Origin of the sequence: Spirosoma endophyticum, assembly GCF_900112365.1 — a bacterium.
Classification (GTDB): Bacteria; Bacteroidota; Bacteroidia; order Cytophagales; family Spirosomataceae; genus Spirosoma; species Spirosoma endophyticum.
This window is the reverse complement of record NZ_FOLQ01000012.1, coordinates 12,972-30,679: the sequence shown is the minus strand read 5'-3', so window position 1 is coordinate 30,679 and position 17,708 is coordinate 12,972. Positions and strand designations below refer to the sequence as shown.

Genomic DNA, 17,708 nt, shown 5'->3' with positions numbered 1-17,708 from the left:
ACTACTTGATTCACAATCTATTTACTCAGCTTCAGGAGAGTTCATACGGTAAGGCCACGATGGGGTCTAGTTACCCATGAATATTTCCCTACGGCAATCATGTTTAGTCATTTTTAAGAGCATTGACGGGATTCATCAAAGCCGCTTTTATACTCTGATAGCTCACCGTCAGCATCGAGATACTTAGAGCCCCCACGCCCGACAACACAAAAACCCACCCTGAAATTTGGGTACGGTAGGTGTAGCTTTGCAGCCATTCATGGAGAAAATACCAGGCAATAGGTGAGGCCAGCACACAACCCAGCAAGACCAGCCCAACAAAGTCTTTTGCCAGCAAGGCCCACAAGGTCAGCACCGTAGCGCCCAGTACTTTTCGAATGCCGATTTCTTTTCTACGCTGCTCAGCCATAAACGAGGCCAGCCCAAACATACCCAGACAGGAGATAAAAATGGCCAGGCTGGCAAACAGCGTAGCTAGTTTACCAATCCGCTCTTCGGTGCTAAACTTTTTACGGTATTCCTCATCCACAAATTTGTAGGCGAAGGGCGTCGATGGATCATACTGCTGGAAGATACCGGCAATCTTAGTCAGCGCGTCGCTGATAGCCATCGTCGGGGTGAGTCTAAGCGTCAGCACACCCGCCGAAGCATCGTATAAGACAAAAAGCGTAGGCTGAACATGCCCGAAGGGGCTGTCCTTAATCATGTCGTTGATGATGCCAACTATGGGTAGATCACGACCGTTCCAGTGGATCATCGAATGCAGGGGATCTTTCAGACCCATCAGTTTCAGGGCGGACTGATTCACCACCACCGCTAACGAATCGCGGCTGAAAGCGGTTGAAAAGTCACGTCCAGCGCTCACTCGCCAGCCGATAGTCCTGCCAAACTGGTGTGACACTTGATTGGTCATGAATAAGGGATGTAAATCGGGTGATTTGCCGGGCCAGGAGACGTTGGTCACCCCCGTCTTATCCGCCGTTACGGACATGTTAGAAATGGCCATCTCCTGGATTGCCCCCGTCGCCAGCAAATCGGTTCGCAAGGCGTCGAAATGGCCCATCAAGGCTGGTGTTCGCATAGGAATCTCCAGGAGTCCCTGACGGCTATAGCCAGTTGGACGATTTTTGGCGTAGTCAATCTGGCGCAGCACAATGCAGGTGCCAATGATGAGTGTCACCGAGACCGTAAACTGGAAGACGACCAGTGCTTTACGCGGCAGGCTGCTCTGTTGACCGGCGCTGAAGGAACCTTTTAGGACGCTGATAGGCTGAAAGGAGGACAAATACAGGGCGGGGTAACTAGCGGCAATCAGACCGGTGATCAGGCTAAACCCTACCCCGATTGCCCAGAAGTAGGGATTAAACCACAGAATAGTTATTTGCTTGTCAGCAAGTTGATTGAAGAAGGGCAAACTAAGCTGCACCAGCCCGAGCGCCACGACGAAAGCCAGACTGGTGAGCAAGAGGGTTTCTCCCAAAAACTGGGTAATTAACTGGCCGCGTAGGGAACCCACCACTTTGCGTAGGCCTACTTCTTTGGCCCGCTGCTGGGAGCGGGCCGTACTCAGATTCATAAAGTTGATGCAGGCCAGCAGTAGCACAAACCCACCAATCAAACTAAACAGCCACACAACTTGAATCAGTCCGCCCGTATTGACTCCATTGTCAAAGTTGGAATACAAATGCCATTGGGTCATCGGATGCAGGAAGAATTCAGGCTTATAAGGGGGTGGATTCTCCTGCTTCATGCGAATGTCCTTAATCTTGGCCGAAGCCTGTGCCAGGGAAGCCCCCTCCTTTACCTGAGCGAAAACTTGATAGGAATTCTCATCCCAATTATCTCGTGCGCTCTTGGCGCCTTGATCGATGCGCAGAAACAATGGCCAGGGGGCCAGATAGTGTATGGTGTTGAAGCTACTGTTGATCGGAAAATCCTGGTAAACGCCGGTTACCCGAAGGCTCACCTTGTTATCGAGCCGAACCAAGTGGTTCAGTGGATCTTCTGACCCGAAGAGCTTCGTTGACAATGACTGAGACAGGACGATCGTGTTTACATCCGTTAAATTCTTGATTGGACCCGTTCGCATCCGGACGGACATCATGGGCAAAAAATCAGATTCGACGAAGCGGCCCGTTTGGGTAAACCGGTTTTCACCCGTCGCTAACACAGCCTCCCGCTCAGCGGTCGCGAGAGCTAGCCGGTCAAAGTCAGGATAGTGGCTCCGCAGTTCCTGAGCCAGGGGAATCGAGGCCACATTGTAAGCGGCCTTCTGTCCATCAAACTGAACGATCTGCCACACCTGGGCAATGTGGTCCGACTCTTTAGGCTGTCGATCAAATGACAACTCATCATAAATCCAAAGCCCAATGAGCATGGCGACCGCCATTCCTGTAGCTAATCCAACAATGTTGATGGCTGAGAACGCTTTGTAACGCAGCAGATTGCGCCAGGCGATTTTGAGATAGTTGCGGATCATAGCCGGTTGCCAAGTTGAGTGTTCAGAATAATTATGTGACTGTTTGTTTATCGAGCTGGTAAAAGGTCGAATTAGCCGCAGAACCGCTAGCGTATACCGCCAGCGGGCTCTTGAGGGACCAACGGTCTTTACCCAGTAAGTATGCATCTCCAGCAGGTCACCTTGCAGCTCATCTTCTAAGCCGACTGGACTGAACCGGTTTAGCAACCAGTTGACCCAATGGGGCGGATATGGGTTGCCCTGCCTACCCTCGGTTAAGCGCCCCATAGCTGTTGGATTGGGGTTGGAATCTGCGCCCACAATTGAGCCCGAACCTGCCGACTCTCGATCAGGACCCGGTGGCCAGCGGCTGTGACAGAGAATAGGCGTTTTTGGCGGCCTCCCCGCTCGGCGGTGGCTCCGCCCATCTGCGAAGCGACGAAGCCTTTCTCTTCGAGTCGCTGGAGAGCGGTATGGACCGTGGGAAAGCTGATGCTTCGTCCCATTTGCTGGTCAATAGTCTGGGTGATTGAAGCGCAGTACGCCCCTTCTTGCAGCGCGGCCACCGTCAGTAAGACGACCTCTTCCAACTCCCCTAGAAAGCCTCGTTTCATGGCGAAAAGTGCCGGATTCCCGGTGTTATAATAATTAGTATAGCTTTTGCCGTACAAATACCTAACCAATTTTCAAAAAGTGACTTATTTAGCTAAATTGGGGCATGGTGAGGGGTTGGCCAGCGCTATTTTGTCCAAAAATGGACAGACTCAAGTACAGAAACGGACAGTGTTTTAATCGCTTCTTAAACGCCCTATTTACGGATCAAATCAGTTGGTCCGTCTCAAGTAGGAACGTTTTACTAAGACAGTGATTTTTACTATCTCTCCAGTGGTCCCCACCACTAAGCGCGGTACCCCCGCAACGGCCGGTACGCCGGAGCGGAACCTTGCCGGGACCAGTAACTGAACCGGTTACAATAATAAATTATACAGACGCTGCCGAGCGTTATAAAAGCCAAAAGCCCACTTGATGAGTCAATTACTTGGTCGAGCGGCCAATAAGTTGATAGAAATGGTCTCGATACGTGTTGGAGATTGGGATCAGGACTTGCCCTATTTTTAGGCGGTCCCGCTCAATGGAATCGATCTTATCCAGGGCTACCAAATAGGACTTGTGAACCCGGCAAAAGCCATGAGCTGGGAGTAATTGTTCCAAGTCGCCGAACGTTTCTAAAGTCATAATCTTTTCCCCCACCAGATGAATACGACGGTAATCACGCATGCCTTCAATGTATAAGATCTGATCCAGGTCTACCTTTTGAAGGCGATACTCGGTTTTGATAAATACAAATGAGGGATCCGCTTGAGCTGACACTGTGTTCAGCACCGACTGAGCGCGCGTCACCGCTTGCAAAAAACGCTCGAAGCTGTAGGGTTTTAAAAGATAATCGGCCACCTGTAAATCAAACGCTTTCAGGGCATACTGGTCGAAAGCCGTCGTTAAAATAACGGCGGGTCGTCGGGGTAAAGCCTCTAGTAATTGGAGCCCCGATAAACCATCCATTTCTATATCTAAGAATACCAAGTCAATGGATTCACAGTGCAGGATAGGGATAGCCTCTACGCCGTTGTCGACCGCATACGCCAGCGTGAGAAATGGAACCCGCTCGACATAGTCTTTTAAGCGCAGCATGGCTAAGGGTTCATCTTCAATCAACAGACAGCGCATGGGATGGTAGCGATATAGTTAAGGAAACGGAATACAATCGATCCGTAGACTCAATAACTAAGGTGTGAGTATGGGGGTACAGCAAAGCCAATCGTTGTCGTAGCAGCTTTTGACCTAGGCCCCCGTATTCATACGATACCCGTCGATCCGGATCAATCACATTCACACAATGAAAGTGAATCTGAGCCTCATCAATCCGAAACTGAATACGGATCGCCTCCGTCACTTTCTTGTTGGTGGTATACTTAAAGGCATTCTCCAGGTAAGGCATAAACAACATCGGCGCAATGAGCACGCTTCTCGATTGACCCTCGATCTGCAGGCTTATATACTGCTCATTGGGTGTTCGAATCCGTTGCAACTCCACATACTTCTCGATACTGGCTAACTCCTGGGATAAGGGGATCTGATCGGCCTGAGTTTCGTACAAACTAAACCGCAATAAGTCGGATAATTTATTTAAATACAAGGACGCCTTTGCCGCATCCCGCTCCATCAGAATATCAATGTTGTTCAAGGTATTAAATAAGAAGTGAGGGTTGAGTTGGGATTTCAACCAACTTAGCTCGGTCTGTAAGGCTTGGTTGGCCCTGCGTTCTCTGAGATGAATGTCCGTATACCAGGTGATCGCTCCCCGCATCGCCGTGCCGATCAGCCCATTGATGATCGCCAGTAAGCTGAAACCAACGGTCAGCATGAGCTGATCCTGAAGTTGAAAGAAGAGGAAGTGCGTTTGATGCAGCGTCAGGTAGAGCAGGATCGTGGTAGCTAGTGACAGGAGCAGTGTTGAACAGATGGCTAGGCTTATACTGATCAGAAGACCCAGGGCAACAAAGCGCCTGACGCGCCGAGTGGTTAGATAACGAGGAACTAACCACATATAGAAAGCATAAAAGCTGCTGAGTCCGATGAGCAGAGTTCCCACTAACATAGTCACCCAGTCATCCCAATCGGCAAACACCGATTGGTCGGTCGATTGCGATAGGATAAACAGAAAACTAACCAGAAAGCTGTAGAGCAGCCAATAACCCAGGTGTAGCAGGCGGATTATGGCTTTGTTCATCGCTTTATGGCTAAAAAATAATTGGCAATCGTTTCGAGTTCCGGCAAGTTAATACGGACGCCACTCATATTCGCCGTGATGGCGACGACCAGATCCTGAGCGGGATACACTAACAGGAAGGTTCTTCCCCCATCAATTAGTCCCCCGTGGTGGATGATCGTTCGCGCTTGGTGGTCCCTACCCACCCGCCACCCCAGTCCATACTGCGTATTGGTGCCATCCAGCAACCGCTGTGGGGTCAGCAGGATGGCTACCGTTTCTTTCTGAAGCGTAACGGGATGAATCAGCTCCGCGCCTACCTTAACCAGATCCATTGGCGTGGACAAAAGACCACCTCCGGCCCACTTATAACTATTATCGACGAAGGCGGCATTCACCCATTTCCCCTGTCGGTGTTCATAGAAGCGAACGCGATTGAGGACGATGCTGTCGCTATAATCGGCACCTGTATCATTCATCTTCAAGGGCGTGAAAACGGCTTGCTGCAGGTATGACAAGTAGTCGGTATGGCTTGCTCCCTCGATGACCGCGCTCAATAAGGAGTAGCCATAGGTGGAATACTGGTAGGCACTTCCCGGCTGGAACAGCAGACTATCCTGTTTAAAAATGGTTAGTCCCTCCTGCACGGTGGCATAGCGTTTAGCACAAGCCAGGGGGTCCGTATCCAGATAGTGGCGAATCCCGGCCGTATGAGTGGCTAACTGACGTGGGGTAATCGTGAATTTTTTTAGGGGGAAGCCTGGTACATACTGCTGAATGGGCGCATCCAGGTCCAATCGATGCTGTTCCACTAATCGGCCAATGGCCAGCGAGGTGACGGATTTAGAGACCGAACCCAGCCGGAATTTGGTGTGAATGGTCACGGGTAATCGGGCTTCCAGATCGGCGTAGCCAAAGCCTTGGGCCCACAGGATTTTATGCGTGGTGCCCACACAAACCGATAGGCCTGGAATGTCTTGACGGGCTTGAAGCGAATCAAGATAGCGTTGGGCCTGCCGAATGGCGTTTAAATAGGCTTTATCCCGGATTGCCTCAGTAATGTGAGGGGGGATGGGTTGGCTAAGGGCTGGAAACAGATAGAGTAGTCCTATCAGCGTAAGGAGATAGTGCATAAATACCAAGTTTGATAAATGGTTGTATCAAAATTGGTCTAGCCAGCTGTAAGCCAGAAAAATAGTCTGCCAACTGGGTCATGATGTCTGCCAAAGGGGTAGTTTGATCGATATCATCCATTGAGTTTTTAGCCCGTAGGCACCTTCTCGATACGACTCCAAACTCCGTGTATGCGTATGCAGTTCGTCGTCCTCGGATCAACGTATTTTGTCACACGATAAACTATTGTTTAATTGGTACTGCCATTCTCCAACGTTACAGTCGATCATACTAAGACGAAAAGCGCCAATGGTGCTCGAAAGGAGCGTTTTGTGCGAAACTACATACTGGCAATTAACGATACGTTTTGTCAAACCAAGGTTAGGTACCGCTTTTCTTTTGGTCGGCAAAATCGGTATGGTATAGTTTGTTGGGTTTGAGATAAACCACATTCTTTTGAAAATCTAAAACCGTATTAAACCCTTTTAAAATATCGTTGCCTAGAATATGGATGTTCAGTCCGTGCATCGGATTCGCGTGTTGCATGACTTGAACCGGGACATGTTCCAATGTAAAACTGCCAATTTTCAACAGGTCTAAATCAGACGTAATAACCGGAACTTCATTGCCACTAGCTCCATGCATGATGACTGTATTGAGCACCTTCATATCACGGGTAGGAAAGTGCGCTTCTTTCAATAAATCACTATCAAGCATAACTGTTCTGGTATACCCTAAATCAAACAGAAACCAGTTTTTAGCTTTGGTTCCACTTTGCTGAAGTTCACTTTCTATAAACGGCTTATTGTCGATATAGCGCATTTTAAAGGTCTGGTAATCCTTATCGTGTCGAATTTGCTTCGGCATTTTAGAATGAACAATCAGTTTATGGTCGTCATAATTAAGCTCGACAATCATGCCGTCAAAGTTGTTCCACCCCAACAGTCCGTCCGTCTCGTGGCCGGCCATTTCGATGTCATGAACTTTACTTGTATACAGTTTGCTACCGATTTGTAGGGTATAATCCGTATTGTATAGCGTTGGCCTGGCTCTAAATTTACGCTTCAACGCATCATTGGTAAGTGCTACCTCATTTGCCCCGGTATCAAAATTAAGGACAAGTGAATCCTTGCGGTCAAAGATGACCCTTAAAAAATTAGTGTTAAACTTGTTGACAAAGAAGGGAATCGAATCATGAATTTCAGGCGAGAGCTTAGCTAAGTTCTTTGTTTCAATATTCTGAATTTGTGTGACACAAGAATCTTTGTCATTGAGCAGCACAACAAACTCCCTCCTCTGTCCGGGTTTGATCGTAAAGATGAGTGAATCACTATCGGTTTTAAATGTCACCGTTGTCGGTTTGGTCAGTTTACCAACCGTAAACACATCTCGTTTTACTTTCGGGTTGATGTGCCATCGATACACGGAATTACGTTGATCGTATTTCACGTAAATAGTTGCTTGATTAGAATGTGCCTTAATAATTGGTGTTGCCTTTTGGGCAAAGCAAGCACAAGCGTTTAGGGCAAGAAGCAACGTCAAAATTGTCTTCATATAGGTAAGGTTATTTTAACTATCATCTACCAATTTCGGGTTGTCGCCGGTAGGTCGTCTAAAAATAAGCGAATAGACGTTGTATATAGCTTATAAGTCCTATACTAGCTCTTCGCTTACGTGAGCCATTAACGAAAATTGTTTTATGATGACCATTTGCGGGGACATTTTGTACGCCTGTGGGTTTCCCCATCGCCAGTTATCCCCCCTATTCGCTTGTGCTTGGATACTCGGATAGCTAGGATAACGTAATCAATAATCCGTGTCATTAAACGCCCAGTAGTGGAGGCATAGGTTTAATTTTGTAGATTATCTGAGATTAAGTAAATTGACAATGACAAAATCGGTTTGGGTTTGCTTTAGGTGTCAACTCAAGTTGTGCCTTATATTGATCACCTCCCCTTATTCGCTTTTCAATGAGTTGACTGGAATCGTCAGCGCAGCTTTAACGCTTTGAAAACTGACTGTCAGTAGAGCAATACCAATGGCCAGCAAACCTGCTCCGACAAATACCCACCACTCCATCTCAATCTTATAGGCAAAGTCGGCTAACCATTGATTCATTGCATACCAAGCCAGGGAACTGGCAATGACAACGGCGATCACGATCAGTTTGAGAAAGTCTTTTGACAGTAGAGCCACTAGACTGGCCACCGATGCGCCCAATACTTTCCGAATACCAATTTCTTTGGTCCGTTGCTCAGTAGATAGTAATACAATTGCAAACAGGCCCATGCAAGAGAGCAATATAGCAATACTAGCTGCAATCCCGTACATCTGGGATTGGCGTTCCTCCTGTTGATACCAACGATCCGTATTTTCGTCTAAAAAGGAAGCCATAAACACTGATTTGGGCGCAATCTGTCGCCATGCGTCTTTAAGCGTTTCCATCACGGGTAGCATTCTCTGTGGTGTGGTCCGAATTAGAATATACTGAATCGGGTTGCGGGATTGCAAGTGCAACGTCATCGGTTCAATTCGATTTTGTAGCCGGTACAGATGAAAGTCATCAATAACACCGACAACCTGATACGGATTGTCATTTTCGCCTGCTTTGAAAATCATACCAACTGGGTTGACCGACCCTAGTTTTTTGGCCATCGTAGTGGTAACTAGGACGGCTGATGTAGAATCGGTGGCAAAAGAAGAGGCGAAATCGCGGCCAGCCCGAAGGCGTATACCTAATGTCTTCAGATAATCATAATCGACCCGTACCCAATCAGTAACGATCTCCTTACCGTTGAACATGAAGCCCATACGGCTCTGTGACTCACCTCCGTCCAGACCACTACCAATGTTTATGGCCGTACCGCTGACCGCTATAACGTTGGGATTACTAACCAGCCGATTGCGGAGTTGAGCTAAGGCAGCAGCTCCGTTTATATCATCACCAACGGGGAGACTAATCACTTGCTCCTCAATAAAGCCTAATGGCTTCTCCCGCAGGTAATGTAGTTGCCGAAGCACAACGAACGTACAGATGATCAGGGTACAGGCTATCGAAAATTGAGTGATAATCAAACTGTTTCGCAGTCCACTTGCCTTGCCACCGGTAAAGACTCCCTTTAGGGTATGAACCGTCGAAAAACTGGCTATCCGCAGGGCTGGGTAGCCGCCTGCTAGCAATGTAATGAGTCCTAATCCGGCCGTTATCGCCAGTATCGTTAGTGGGTTAGTTAGTAGAGCCAGTGAAAGTTTGGCGTTAAACAGCGTATTGAAATAAGGCAATAGCCAAGTCGCTAGCCCTACACCCAACACTAAGCTTAGGCCACAAATCAGTAAGGCTTCACCCCATAATTGCACGAACAATTGACTTTTCCGCGCGCCCAGGGATTTGCGTACCCCCACTTCCCGAGCTCGAGTGAATGACTGGGCGAGCGTAAGGTTGATAAAGTTGATCGCGGCAATCAATAAAATAACTACACCAATAGTTAACAGTATGTATAAATATCGCCTACCAGTCTGCTGACCGGCTGTTAACTGCGTGTTGAAGTGAACATCGGTGAGCGGTTGCAGCCCCACGGTTACCACACTGCCTCGTTCATCCGGTCGGGCTCCATTTTTTGTCAGATCACGAATCAATTCCTGAAAGTAGGCGTTGGCAAAGGTCCGGAGCCTTTTGTCAATCGTTGTAGGGCTAACGCCTGGCTTTAAACTTACATAAGCCGTGTGGTTTCGATTATTCCATTGACTTTTATTTTCGGCATAATTTGGCTGATTTTCAATGCGGATAAAGGCATCATATTGCATGGATGCGTTTGGGGGAGCATCCGCCACAATGCCCGTAACGATGAACGTCTTAGGATCCCCAAATCCTTTAATCAGTACGGATTTGCCTATTGGATTCTCTGTTCCAAAGACATCCTTTGCCATAGTTTCACTAATGACTATGTTACTTAGGTTGTTGAGCGCCGTGCTGGGGTTCCCCTGTCGCATTGAGAACGAAAAGAGCGTAAGTATATCTGGATCGGCACAGCGAATGTCTTTAGTTAATTCTTTAGTACGGTAGTATATCTTGCCACGGGATGCGATGTAGCGAGTTGCCTGATTGATCTCGGGGAACTCCGCTTTCAGGGTGGGTAGGAATGGATAAGGGAGGGATGACGCTTTATAAGTGCTTTCAGCCTCATTAAATACTAGGTAAGGTCGAAAGATGTAAGCAGCATTTTTATAGAAGCGGTCATAAGAATACTCGAAGTAAGCCGACAGTAAGAGCAGTATACTAGCGGCAAATGCCACCGACATACCTACCAGATTGATTGCCGTGTGGTTTTTTTGCTTCCTAAGATTTCGCCAGGCGATTTTGAGGTAATTGCGGATCATAGCAGACTGAAGAGTAGGTGGTTGAGAATAATGACAGGCATGTTTGGGCGTCGAGCTAGTGAAGGGACGAATCAGCCGCAGCACGGCTAGTGCATATCGCCAGCGAGCCCCCCTTAAGCCGATGGTTTCGACCCAGTAAGCATACATTTCGAGCAGGTCACCTTGTAGCTCATCTTCCAATCCGGGTGGGCTGAACCGGCCCAATAAACCCTTAGCCCAAGCGGGAGGTTCAGGAGGACCGACGTTCGATTTCTTTAAGCGCTCCATAACTGTACGATTTCGGTCGGAATCTGCTCCCAAAGTTGCACTCGAACTTGTCGACACTCTAGTAGGGCCCGCTGGCCCGCGGCCGTAACGGTGAATAAGCGTTTTTGACGACCGCCCCGCTCGGTGGTGGCCCCGCCCATCTGAGAAGCGACAAAGCCTTTCTCTTCCAAGCGCTGTAGCGTGGTGTGGACCGTAGGAAAGCTAATGCTTCGGCCCATTTGCTGGTCGATCGTCTGGGTGATCGAAGCACAATAGGCGAGCTCTTGTAGAGCCGCCTCTGTGAGCAAAACAACCTCCTCCAACTCGCCTAAAAATGCTCGTTTCATAGCCGAAAGCGCCGGTTAGCCGCTGCCTTTGTTATTAGTATAGCCTTTGTCGTACAAATATCTGACCAAACTTTAAAATATGGCTTATTGAGCAAGAAAGGGGTATTATGAGTGTGCAGCCGGTGATGGTGTGTCCACTTTTGGACATACACCCGTACAAAAACGGACAAGGTTTTAGAGAGACGATTTTTGAATAGGTGTCACTTCACCTAATAACCCACGAATTGATGGCAGTAATATCGTGAACTTAAGCTCTTAGTAGCTTTAGACCTTGTGCTTCGTAGAAGGGAAAATTGCCATCGTGGCTAATCAAGATCAAACGCTCAGTAATGGCCTGACTAATCAGAATATGGTCGAAAGGATCATTATGTACTGGTATCAGGGCTTCCAGTTTCGCTAAGTGGACGATCCGTGATGGGAGTAGTTTCACCCCTAGCGTTTCGCGTAACGCATTGGCAATTTCGGCTATAGTAACACCATTTAATTGGAAGTCAGCCCGCTTTAGCTTAGCCTTGATGATAATCTCATGCAGGCTTTCATGACTGACGTAAAATTCATTCGTGCGGTTTTGGAGAATAGTTCTGATGGAGGCTGGTAAGTCTGGCGAATCGGTTAGCCACCAGATAATAATATGTGTATCCAGTAAATATTTCTTCATTTCTTAATCGTCACCCGCAGGTCATCTTCCCAAGCCGATGACTCGCTGACGATTTTGTCCTTAAATAGCCCTAGCCCTGCCTTCATATTAGATTTGGTGCCCAACTGGCCACTGGCAGAAGACTTCTTGACCGAGGTTTTAGAAACTTTTGATTCTGTTGCCATCACGTTTAGGGTTTCTTGACAAATATAACGTTTTTGAACCGAAGTAAAGTTTTGCAAACATCGGCGCTTTTTAGACCGGTCCACCCCCACATGCTCAGATAATGGCTTTGACGAATGTATGTCTACCCAAGACATACTGACCATTTCGGCCTAAATTAATGAGGGTATAATGAAATGGAACACATTCGAATATTTAGCCTAAAGCTATTCGTTTTATAAGTTCAATAGCTGTCCAACTCAATTAGTAGCATACATAGTGGCAACTACCGAGCAAATTCAAAATTAGATATAACTACCTGCTTTTCCGGGCTTTTTATGTTCCCTGAAGCTGAGGTGCCAATCTCAAAAAACTCAGAATAAGCCGTACGCCGTTTGGGTAAACCCCGTTGGTCATACTCGTAGGTATAGGTCGTTATTTCTTTATAGCCACCAGTTGGATAAGTAAATAGTAAAGTCTCCTTAACTAGAAGGTTATAACTTGGTTTACCATACAGATTTTGATACGGATCAGGTATGTTTGGTTTCGTCAAATCGTACTCATATATCACTAGACTTGTAAAACCTAGGTTGTTACTGCTTTTTACTTGAATAATATTGTCATTCAAAATAATGGCTCCATTAGTCCGGTGCCCATTCTGGTCATATGTGTTACCGTTAGCAATATACCCCTCTGAGTTTAACCTACTAGGTTCTAATGGATATCTATCTGAGTGTGGGGTTACTGTTTGAGCAGTGTATGTGTACGTTGTTACTGCGCTACCGCCACCAGTTTCAGTAGAATGAATAGAATCTAAATCAACCCCTTGACTTTTGACAATCCGTTTTTGATCATCGTACTCGTAGGTAGTTTGAGTAATACGCGTAGGATATAAAGTAGTATTCAGAAAAGAAATGGAATCAGGGGTTGGGAAAGTAACATGATTTGATACTTTATACTCCCCGTAAGAAACCGATGTCGATTTTAACAATAGCAGGTCAATACTGGCTACCTTAGGTAAGGGAGCCTCCTGATTACACGACAGTAGACTAATCAGCAGAAGCAGTGTTATGGGTTTAAAGGGGCCTATCTTGTTTGCCAAGTCACTCATACCTGTTGTCCAATCACGCATAGGTTGCCAAAGTACGAAACTTCAAGCTAAATGCTGTTTCTGAAAACGCCCCAATTTTGGAGCAGATACATGAGACAACATTCATCTCACCTAGTAGCGTTTATATAAGACAATACAGTTTTTTATATCTGTCAAATATAATCCGTCGCATACGATTGCCAGCCAGTATGGCATGCCTGCACACGATAACTTTTATTCATTTATCGGCACTCGGCATCTGGGCGATTTCAGAGGAAAGTCTGTTGTTTTTTCACAACTTCAAGATTGCTTCAGTATCAGGAGGTAAGTTTAATGCGTAAACTAGGCTAATGTTCCTTAATGAACAAGACTTTATTGGTGAGCGCTCTGGCATTACTGGCTTTGATCAATGTAGATCGAAAAGCGATTGGTCATGCACTTGGAATACTTATCCAACTGTGCTATGAACTGACATTGAGGTGCCAGAGGCTACCAACGTGTTAGTAGCTAGTTTCTTTCCGAGCGTAAAAAAGGAGAGAAAGAAGACCGAAATGATGCAGGACTGACCCATACTAGAAAGTAGTTGTCTTTGGTCATCGACGTCAAAGGTAATGTTCCAGGAATGGAAACCACTCTCAGGGCATCAGTGTTGGCCGCAGCTCTAAAGGATTTTGTTGCCAAACACCACACAGGAGAGAAAATTAATGAGGTCGCCGAAATTATTGATGCGAAAGTCATGAAAATTTACGAAGCAGAAGTCGATGAGAAAGACTTAGTAGCCGGCGCTACGGATCTTTCGATTCAGTAAATCAAGTTAATGATCTGAGTCATGGCCTGCCAAACTAGGCAAAATAAGCAGGCCAAGCCTTTGTATTTAACCAGCTAATAAGGGCATCCACCAGGCCGGCAAGGGTATTCAGTCTATTTGTTTTTTATTCATCAACGTCCAGCACCATGTTTAGGCGATCTGGCAACTTCAGTTTTTCATTTTTACGGTATGTGGCTTAAAATTACGGTAATTCTTCTTTTGTCAACCTCAGGAATGGTGTTGGCTCAGTCACCTGTCGGAGCACCTGCTCAATCTAGTGACCCATCATCCACCTCAATTGGGGAGATTGGCCAAAAAGGTAATGCAAAAATTTCAGGTTATGTCGTAGACTCCACGTTGACTAGAGCGGTTGAATACGCCACTATCGCTGTTTATAATTCGCTCACTAACAAACTCATTGATGGCACTGTAACGGACGATATGGGTAAGTTTACGCTCATCAAATTAGCGCCGGGTACTTATAGAATTCTAATTTCCTTTTTAGGCTATAACGCCAAACCCATTGACAACCTGGTGCTGGCCAAAGGGCAGAGTAAAGACCTCGGTGTTGTCAGGCTTAGTACCAGCACGCGCACACTGGGTGAGGTTACCGTAGCCGGTAAGAAAGCCCTGGTGGAAGACAAGGTTGACCGGCTAATCTACAATGCCGATAATGATGTAGCGGCTAAAGGGGGGGATGCTATTGACATTTTAAGAAAAGTGCCGATGCTCTCGGTCGATCCGACGGGTAACGTCTCCTTGCAAGGTAGTACTAGTGTGCGGGTGCTGATTAACAATAAACCCTCCTCCATTCTAGCCGGTAATCTAGCCGATGCCCTACGGCAGATTCCGGCGGATTTAATCAAAACGGTGGAAGTTATTACGTCTCCCTCCGCCAAGTACGATGCGGAAGGAAGCGGAGGAATTATCAATATCATCACCAAAAAGAACACGCTTCAGGGGCTGCACCTCGATGTGGACGGTGGAACAGGTAACCGCAATTCAACGCTGGGAGTAAATGGCAGTTTCCGAAAAGGAAAACTGGGCCTTAATCTTAACGGCAATGGTCGAATCATTTATAATCCGTCCGCATCTGATCTTAATCAAACAACCTTCTTGGCATCCGGAGCCACACCGGTTCAGACCCGTCAGCGAATCGACGCCTTCGACAAAGGCACCTTTGCGCAGTATGCCTTAGGTTTGGATTATGATTTGGCGAAAAATCAATCGCTAACGGCCGGGGTCCGGTTGGGCATTCGTAATTTAAGCCAGGATCAACATCAACGAACCAATATACTCTCCAGTGAACGCATCGCTGCTCCTTCTAAACGGGATGTCAATACGCAGAATCTATCCAATTCAATTGACGTCAACATTGACTACCTGCATACCTACGAGGGATCTTCGAAAGAGTTAAGCTTTTCAACCCAGTATAGCCGAAATAATTTGACCAACAACTTCGAGGCAAATAATCTGGATACCCTAGGGCTTATCCAGACCCGGCAGCAAAACCTAAATGATGCGACCAACCAGGAATTTATTCTTCAGGCTGATTACCAAACCCCAGTTAGTAAAGCACTCCAGTTGGAATTCGGTGCCAAAAACACGCTTCGCCGGGTAACCAGTGATTACAACTACCTGTTGGCGGGGCCGGTAACCGACTTTGTCGTTGACCCCAACCGACCGTCGGGCTTGCTTAATTATGATCAAAACATCGCCGCTGCGTACTTGTCCACCACGTTTACCCTGCCCGGTGGGGTGGTCCTGAAGCCGGGGTTACGCTATGAATACACCAGTATTCAAGCCCAAACCGGTGGGTCCCAGATCGGAGGATCATCTATGGGTAGGCCAACTCCCATTTCGATTCCAGACTACGGGCGCTTATTACCCAGCATCAACGTGGGTAAAAAAGTGGGGGAGAGCAGCAGCCTTAAAGTTGGCTATACGCGTCGTATCCGCCGACCGTTTATTGACGATCTGAATCCCAACTTTAATACGGCCAATCCCCTTAATATCCGCGTGGGAAACCCCTATCTGAAACCTGAAACAGTCGATCGGATTGAAATCGGTTACAGCACCCAGCTTAAGAAAACATACCTAAACTTTTCGCTGTATACGCGACTGAATATCGATGATATTCAATCGATTAGTCAGCGTTCGGACACTCTAGTGGGTGCCGTCGTAACGCGGGTGACTAACCTGGGCAAAGAATACAATTATGGCACAAATTTGTTTGCCACGATTAATCTGACTCCGCATTGGAGCGTCAATGCCAACCTGGATATTATGTATCGCTTTATTCAGGGTATGGCTTTGGACATTAATGGTCTGTCGACCACCATCAGCAATCAGGGATTTCGTTGGGGTGGAAGAATGGATACCCAGGTGCAATTTGATAAAGGGTGGGTTTTACAGGCCAATATTGGTTACCGGGGTAAAGACATTGCCTTGCAGGGCTATCGAATTGGCTTCGCCCAGTATTCGCTGGGAGCCCGGAAAAGTTTTACCAATAAACGAGGCAGCATCGGCCTAGTGGCGGAGAATTTTCTGACTCAAGGGATGGGCTTCACTTCTGTTCTAAACGCTGCCCAGTTCAACCAGGACTATCGCCAGTACATTTACAATTCCAGTGTTCGGGCCACCTTCAGTTATAAATTTGGTAGCCTGAACGGAGCTAAGGTGAAGAAAAACAAATCCCTCAGTGAGGAAAATTGATTGCTTAACCTGTAAAGAAGTTGCGTACTATCCGGAAACGTATGCTACTGATTGAGTTGGACAGTTATTAAAATCAGCGAAACAAGCCCTCATATTGTACATTTCCGTACCTCACTTTCTTGTATGGATACCAGCGAAGCTTGGGCTTTCGCTTACGTTGATGCATCTGATGAGGGCCGGGCCGCCGGTGCGGTTAAATAGTTCAATGAAGCATGCGGACGGACTGTATTGTAGGCATTTATTGCTCTCTCAACCGCTTCTTCTGCTGTTGAAAAAGAAGTGAAACCACGAGCTAATTTACAATCATCTTTCAACGAACGAAGCACCCGTTCAGCCATCGCATTCTCATTTGGATCGCCTGATTCGGTCATGCTAATCGTGGCATTTGCTTGCCGTAAGCGTTGTACGTATGCCCACGAACAGTACTGCACGCCACGATCTGAATGGTGAATCAAAGGCTGACTGATGTCTTTTCGAGCTGATAAGGCCATTTTCAATGCATTGAGCGCACCCTGCGCATGCATGGTCTTCTGAAGTGACCAGCCCACTATTTTGCGGGAGAAAGCGTCCATAATCACATACAGATAAGCAAAATTGGCTCCAACAGGAATATAAGTCAAATCACTGACCCACAGCTCATTAATCCTAACCGGCTTTAAATCCTTAGCCTTGTTAGGATATTTATAGTGTGGATGATTGGACTCCGTTGTGGCTACTTTACTAGCCTTCTTTTTCGCCAACATGCCATGCTCCTTGAGCAACAAATGCAAGCGATCTCGACCCAGTTTGATACGGTGACGAGACAAAAATACGTTTAACTCGCTATGTAGTTTATGGGTACCCATACCCGGTACTTCACGCCGTATTCGCCTGACTTCCTGTAGGATAGCATCAGTTTGAAAACTCGTTCTTTCTTTTCGCCTAGTAGCCGCGTACCAAGCTTGACGCACTCTGCCAAACAGCTTACAGATTAACTCCATGCCCACTA

At 47.0% G+C, this 17,708-nt stretch carries 14 protein-coding genes; 2 read left to right on the top strand and 12 right to left on the bottom strand.

The genetic code is table 11. From position 1 onward, the window contains the following. Positions 1 to 103: 103 nt before the first annotated feature. The 11 genes from BM202_RS24160 to BM202_RS24115 all read right to left on the bottom strand — a co-directional run bounded on the left by BM202_RS24160 (position 104) and on the right by BM202_RS24115 (position 13,239). Positions 104 to 2,746 carry an ABC transporter permease gene (locus BM202_RS24160; RefSeq protein WP_218160596.1) on the bottom strand — a complete coding sequence of 881 codons (2,643 nt, stop codon included), beginning with the start codon at positions 2,744 to 2,746 and terminating at the stop codon, positions 104 to 106. Next, the gene (locus BM202_RS24155; protein WP_093830987.1) at positions 2,734 to 3,072 is read right to left on the bottom strand and encodes a PadR family transcriptional regulator; all 339 of its coding nucleotides are present in this window, start codon (positions 3,070 to 3,072) and stop codon (positions 2,734 to 2,736) included. The genes BM202_RS24160 and BM202_RS24155 overlap by 13 nt, the downstream gene beginning before the upstream one ends. 421 nt (positions 3,073 to 3,493) lie before the next feature. Next, positions 3,494 to 4,183 carry a LytR/AlgR family response regulator transcription factor gene (locus BM202_RS24150; RefSeq protein WP_093830985.1) on the bottom strand — a complete coding sequence of 230 codons (690 nt, stop codon included), beginning with the start codon at positions 4,181 to 4,183 and terminating at the stop codon, positions 3,494 to 3,496. Next, positions 4,164 to 5,246, bottom strand: a complete 1,083-nt coding sequence (locus BM202_RS24145; RefSeq protein WP_093830983.1) for a sensor histidine kinase — start codon at positions 5,244 to 5,246, stop codon at positions 4,164 to 4,166. The genes BM202_RS24150 and BM202_RS24145 overlap by 20 nt, the downstream gene beginning before the upstream one ends. Next, the gene (locus tag BM202_RS24140) at positions 5,243 to 6,358 is read right to left on the bottom strand and encodes a serine hydrolase domain-containing protein (protein WP_093830981.1); all 1,116 of its coding nucleotides are present in this window, start codon (positions 6,356 to 6,358) and stop codon (positions 5,243 to 5,245) included. Before BM202_RS24140 ends, BM202_RS24145 begins: the two co-directional genes overlap by 4 nt. Before the next feature lie 361 nt (positions 6,359 to 6,719). Then, positions 6,720 to 7,892, bottom strand: coding sequence for an aspartyl protease family protein (locus tag BM202_RS24135; protein ID WP_093830979.1), 1,173 nt, complete (start codon positions 7,890 to 7,892; stop codon positions 6,720 to 6,722). Between the two features lie 402 nt (positions 7,893 to 8,294). After that, on the bottom strand, positions 8,295 to 10,982 hold the full coding sequence (locus BM202_RS24130) for an FtsX-like permease family protein (RefSeq protein WP_218160595.1): 2,688 nt from the start codon (positions 10,980 to 10,982) through the stop codon (positions 8,295 to 8,297). Next, on the bottom strand, positions 10,970 to 11,308 hold the full coding sequence (locus tag BM202_RS24125) for a PadR family transcriptional regulator (RefSeq protein ID WP_093830977.1): 339 nt from the start codon (positions 11,306 to 11,308) through the stop codon (positions 10,970 to 10,972). Before BM202_RS24125 ends, BM202_RS24130 begins: the two co-directional genes overlap by 13 nt. 247 nt (positions 11,309 to 11,555) lie before the next feature. Beyond that, complete coding sequence (locus BM202_RS24120; protein ID WP_093830975.1) at positions 11,556 to 11,966, bottom strand: type II toxin-antitoxin system VapC family toxin; 411 nt, start codon at positions 11,964 to 11,966, stop codon at positions 11,556 to 11,558. Beyond that, positions 11,963 to 12,130, bottom strand: coding sequence for a hypothetical protein (locus BM202_RS36735; protein ID WP_177236669.1), 168 nt, complete (start codon positions 12,128 to 12,130; stop codon positions 11,963 to 11,965). The genes BM202_RS24120 and BM202_RS36735 overlap by 4 nt, the downstream gene beginning before the upstream one ends. Before the next feature lie 263 nt (positions 12,131 to 12,393). Further along, positions 12,394 to 13,239: a hypothetical protein gene (locus tag BM202_RS24115; RefSeq protein ID WP_143100739.1), complete on the bottom strand. Its 846-nt coding sequence runs from the start codon at positions 13,237 to 13,239 to the stop codon at positions 12,394 to 12,396. A 547-nt stretch (positions 13,240 to 13,786) separates the two neighbouring features. Between BM202_RS24115 and BM202_RS36730 the strand changes: the two genes are divergently transcribed. After that, positions 13,787 to 14,005 carry a hypothetical protein gene (locus tag BM202_RS36730; protein WP_177236668.1) on the top strand — a complete coding sequence of 73 codons (219 nt, stop codon included), beginning with the start codon at positions 13,787 to 13,789 and terminating at the stop codon, positions 14,003 to 14,005. Positions 14,006 to 14,194: 189 nt separating this feature from the next. Next, on the top strand, positions 14,195 to 16,720 hold the full coding sequence (locus BM202_RS24105) for a TonB-dependent receptor (protein WP_093830971.1): 2,526 nt from the start codon (positions 14,195 to 14,197) through the stop codon (positions 16,718 to 16,720). Between the two features lie 152 nt (positions 16,721 to 16,872). Here BM202_RS24105 and BM202_RS24100 read toward each other — a convergent pair whose 3' ends face one another. Further along, positions 16,873 to 17,700, bottom strand: a complete 828-nt coding sequence (locus tag BM202_RS24100) for an IS3 family transposase (RefSeq protein ID WP_093830969.1) — start codon at positions 17,698 to 17,700, stop codon at positions 16,873 to 16,875. Positions 17,701 to 17,708: the final 8 nt, after the last annotated feature.

Coding starts and splice junctions, on each gene's coding strand:
- BM202_RS24160 (WP_218160596.1), bottom strand. CDS start 2,746: ATGGGGCGCTTAACCGAGGGTAGGCAGGGCAACCCATATCCGCCCCAT.
- BM202_RS24155 (WP_093830987.1), bottom strand. CDS start 3,072: ATGAAACGAGGCTTTCTAGGGGAGTTGGAAGAGGTCGTCTTACTGACG.
- BM202_RS24150 (WP_093830985.1), bottom strand. CDS start 4,183: ATGCGCTGTCTGTTGATTGAAGATGAACCCTTAGCCATGCTGCGCTTA.
- BM202_RS24145 (WP_093830983.1), bottom strand. CDS start 5,246: ATGAACAAAGCCATAATCCGCCTGCTACACCTGGGTTATTGGCTGCTC.
- BM202_RS24140 (WP_093830981.1), bottom strand. CDS start 6,358: ATGCACTATCTCCTTACGCTGATAGGACTACTCTATCTGTTTCCAGCC.
- BM202_RS24135 (WP_093830979.1), bottom strand. CDS start 7,892: ATGAAGACAATTTTGACGTTGCTTCTTGCCCTAAACGCTTGTGCTTGC.
- BM202_RS24130 (WP_218160595.1), bottom strand. CDS start 10,982: ATGGAGCGCTTAAAGAAATCGAACGTCGGTCCTCCTGAACCTCCCGCT.
- BM202_RS24125 (WP_093830977.1), bottom strand. CDS start 11,308: ATGAAACGAGCATTTTTAGGCGAGTTGGAGGAGGTTGTTTTGCTCACA.
- BM202_RS24120 (WP_093830975.1), bottom strand. CDS start 11,966: ATGAAGAAATATTTACTGGATACACATATTATTATCTGGTGGCTAACC.
- BM202_RS36735 (WP_177236669.1), bottom strand. CDS start 12,130: ATGGCAACAGAATCAAAAGTTTCTAAAACCTCGGTCAAGAAGTCTTCT.
- BM202_RS24115 (WP_143100739.1), bottom strand. CDS start 13,239: ATGCGTGATTGGACAACAGGTATGAGTGACTTGGCAAACAAGATAGGC.
- BM202_RS24105 (WP_093830971.1), top strand. CDS start 14,195: ATGTGGCTTAAAATTACGGTAATTCTTCTTTTGTCAACCTCAGGAATG.
- BM202_RS24100 (WP_093830969.1), bottom strand. CDS start 17,700: ATGGAGTTAATCTGTAAGCTGTTTGGCAGAGTGCGTCAAGCTTGGTAC.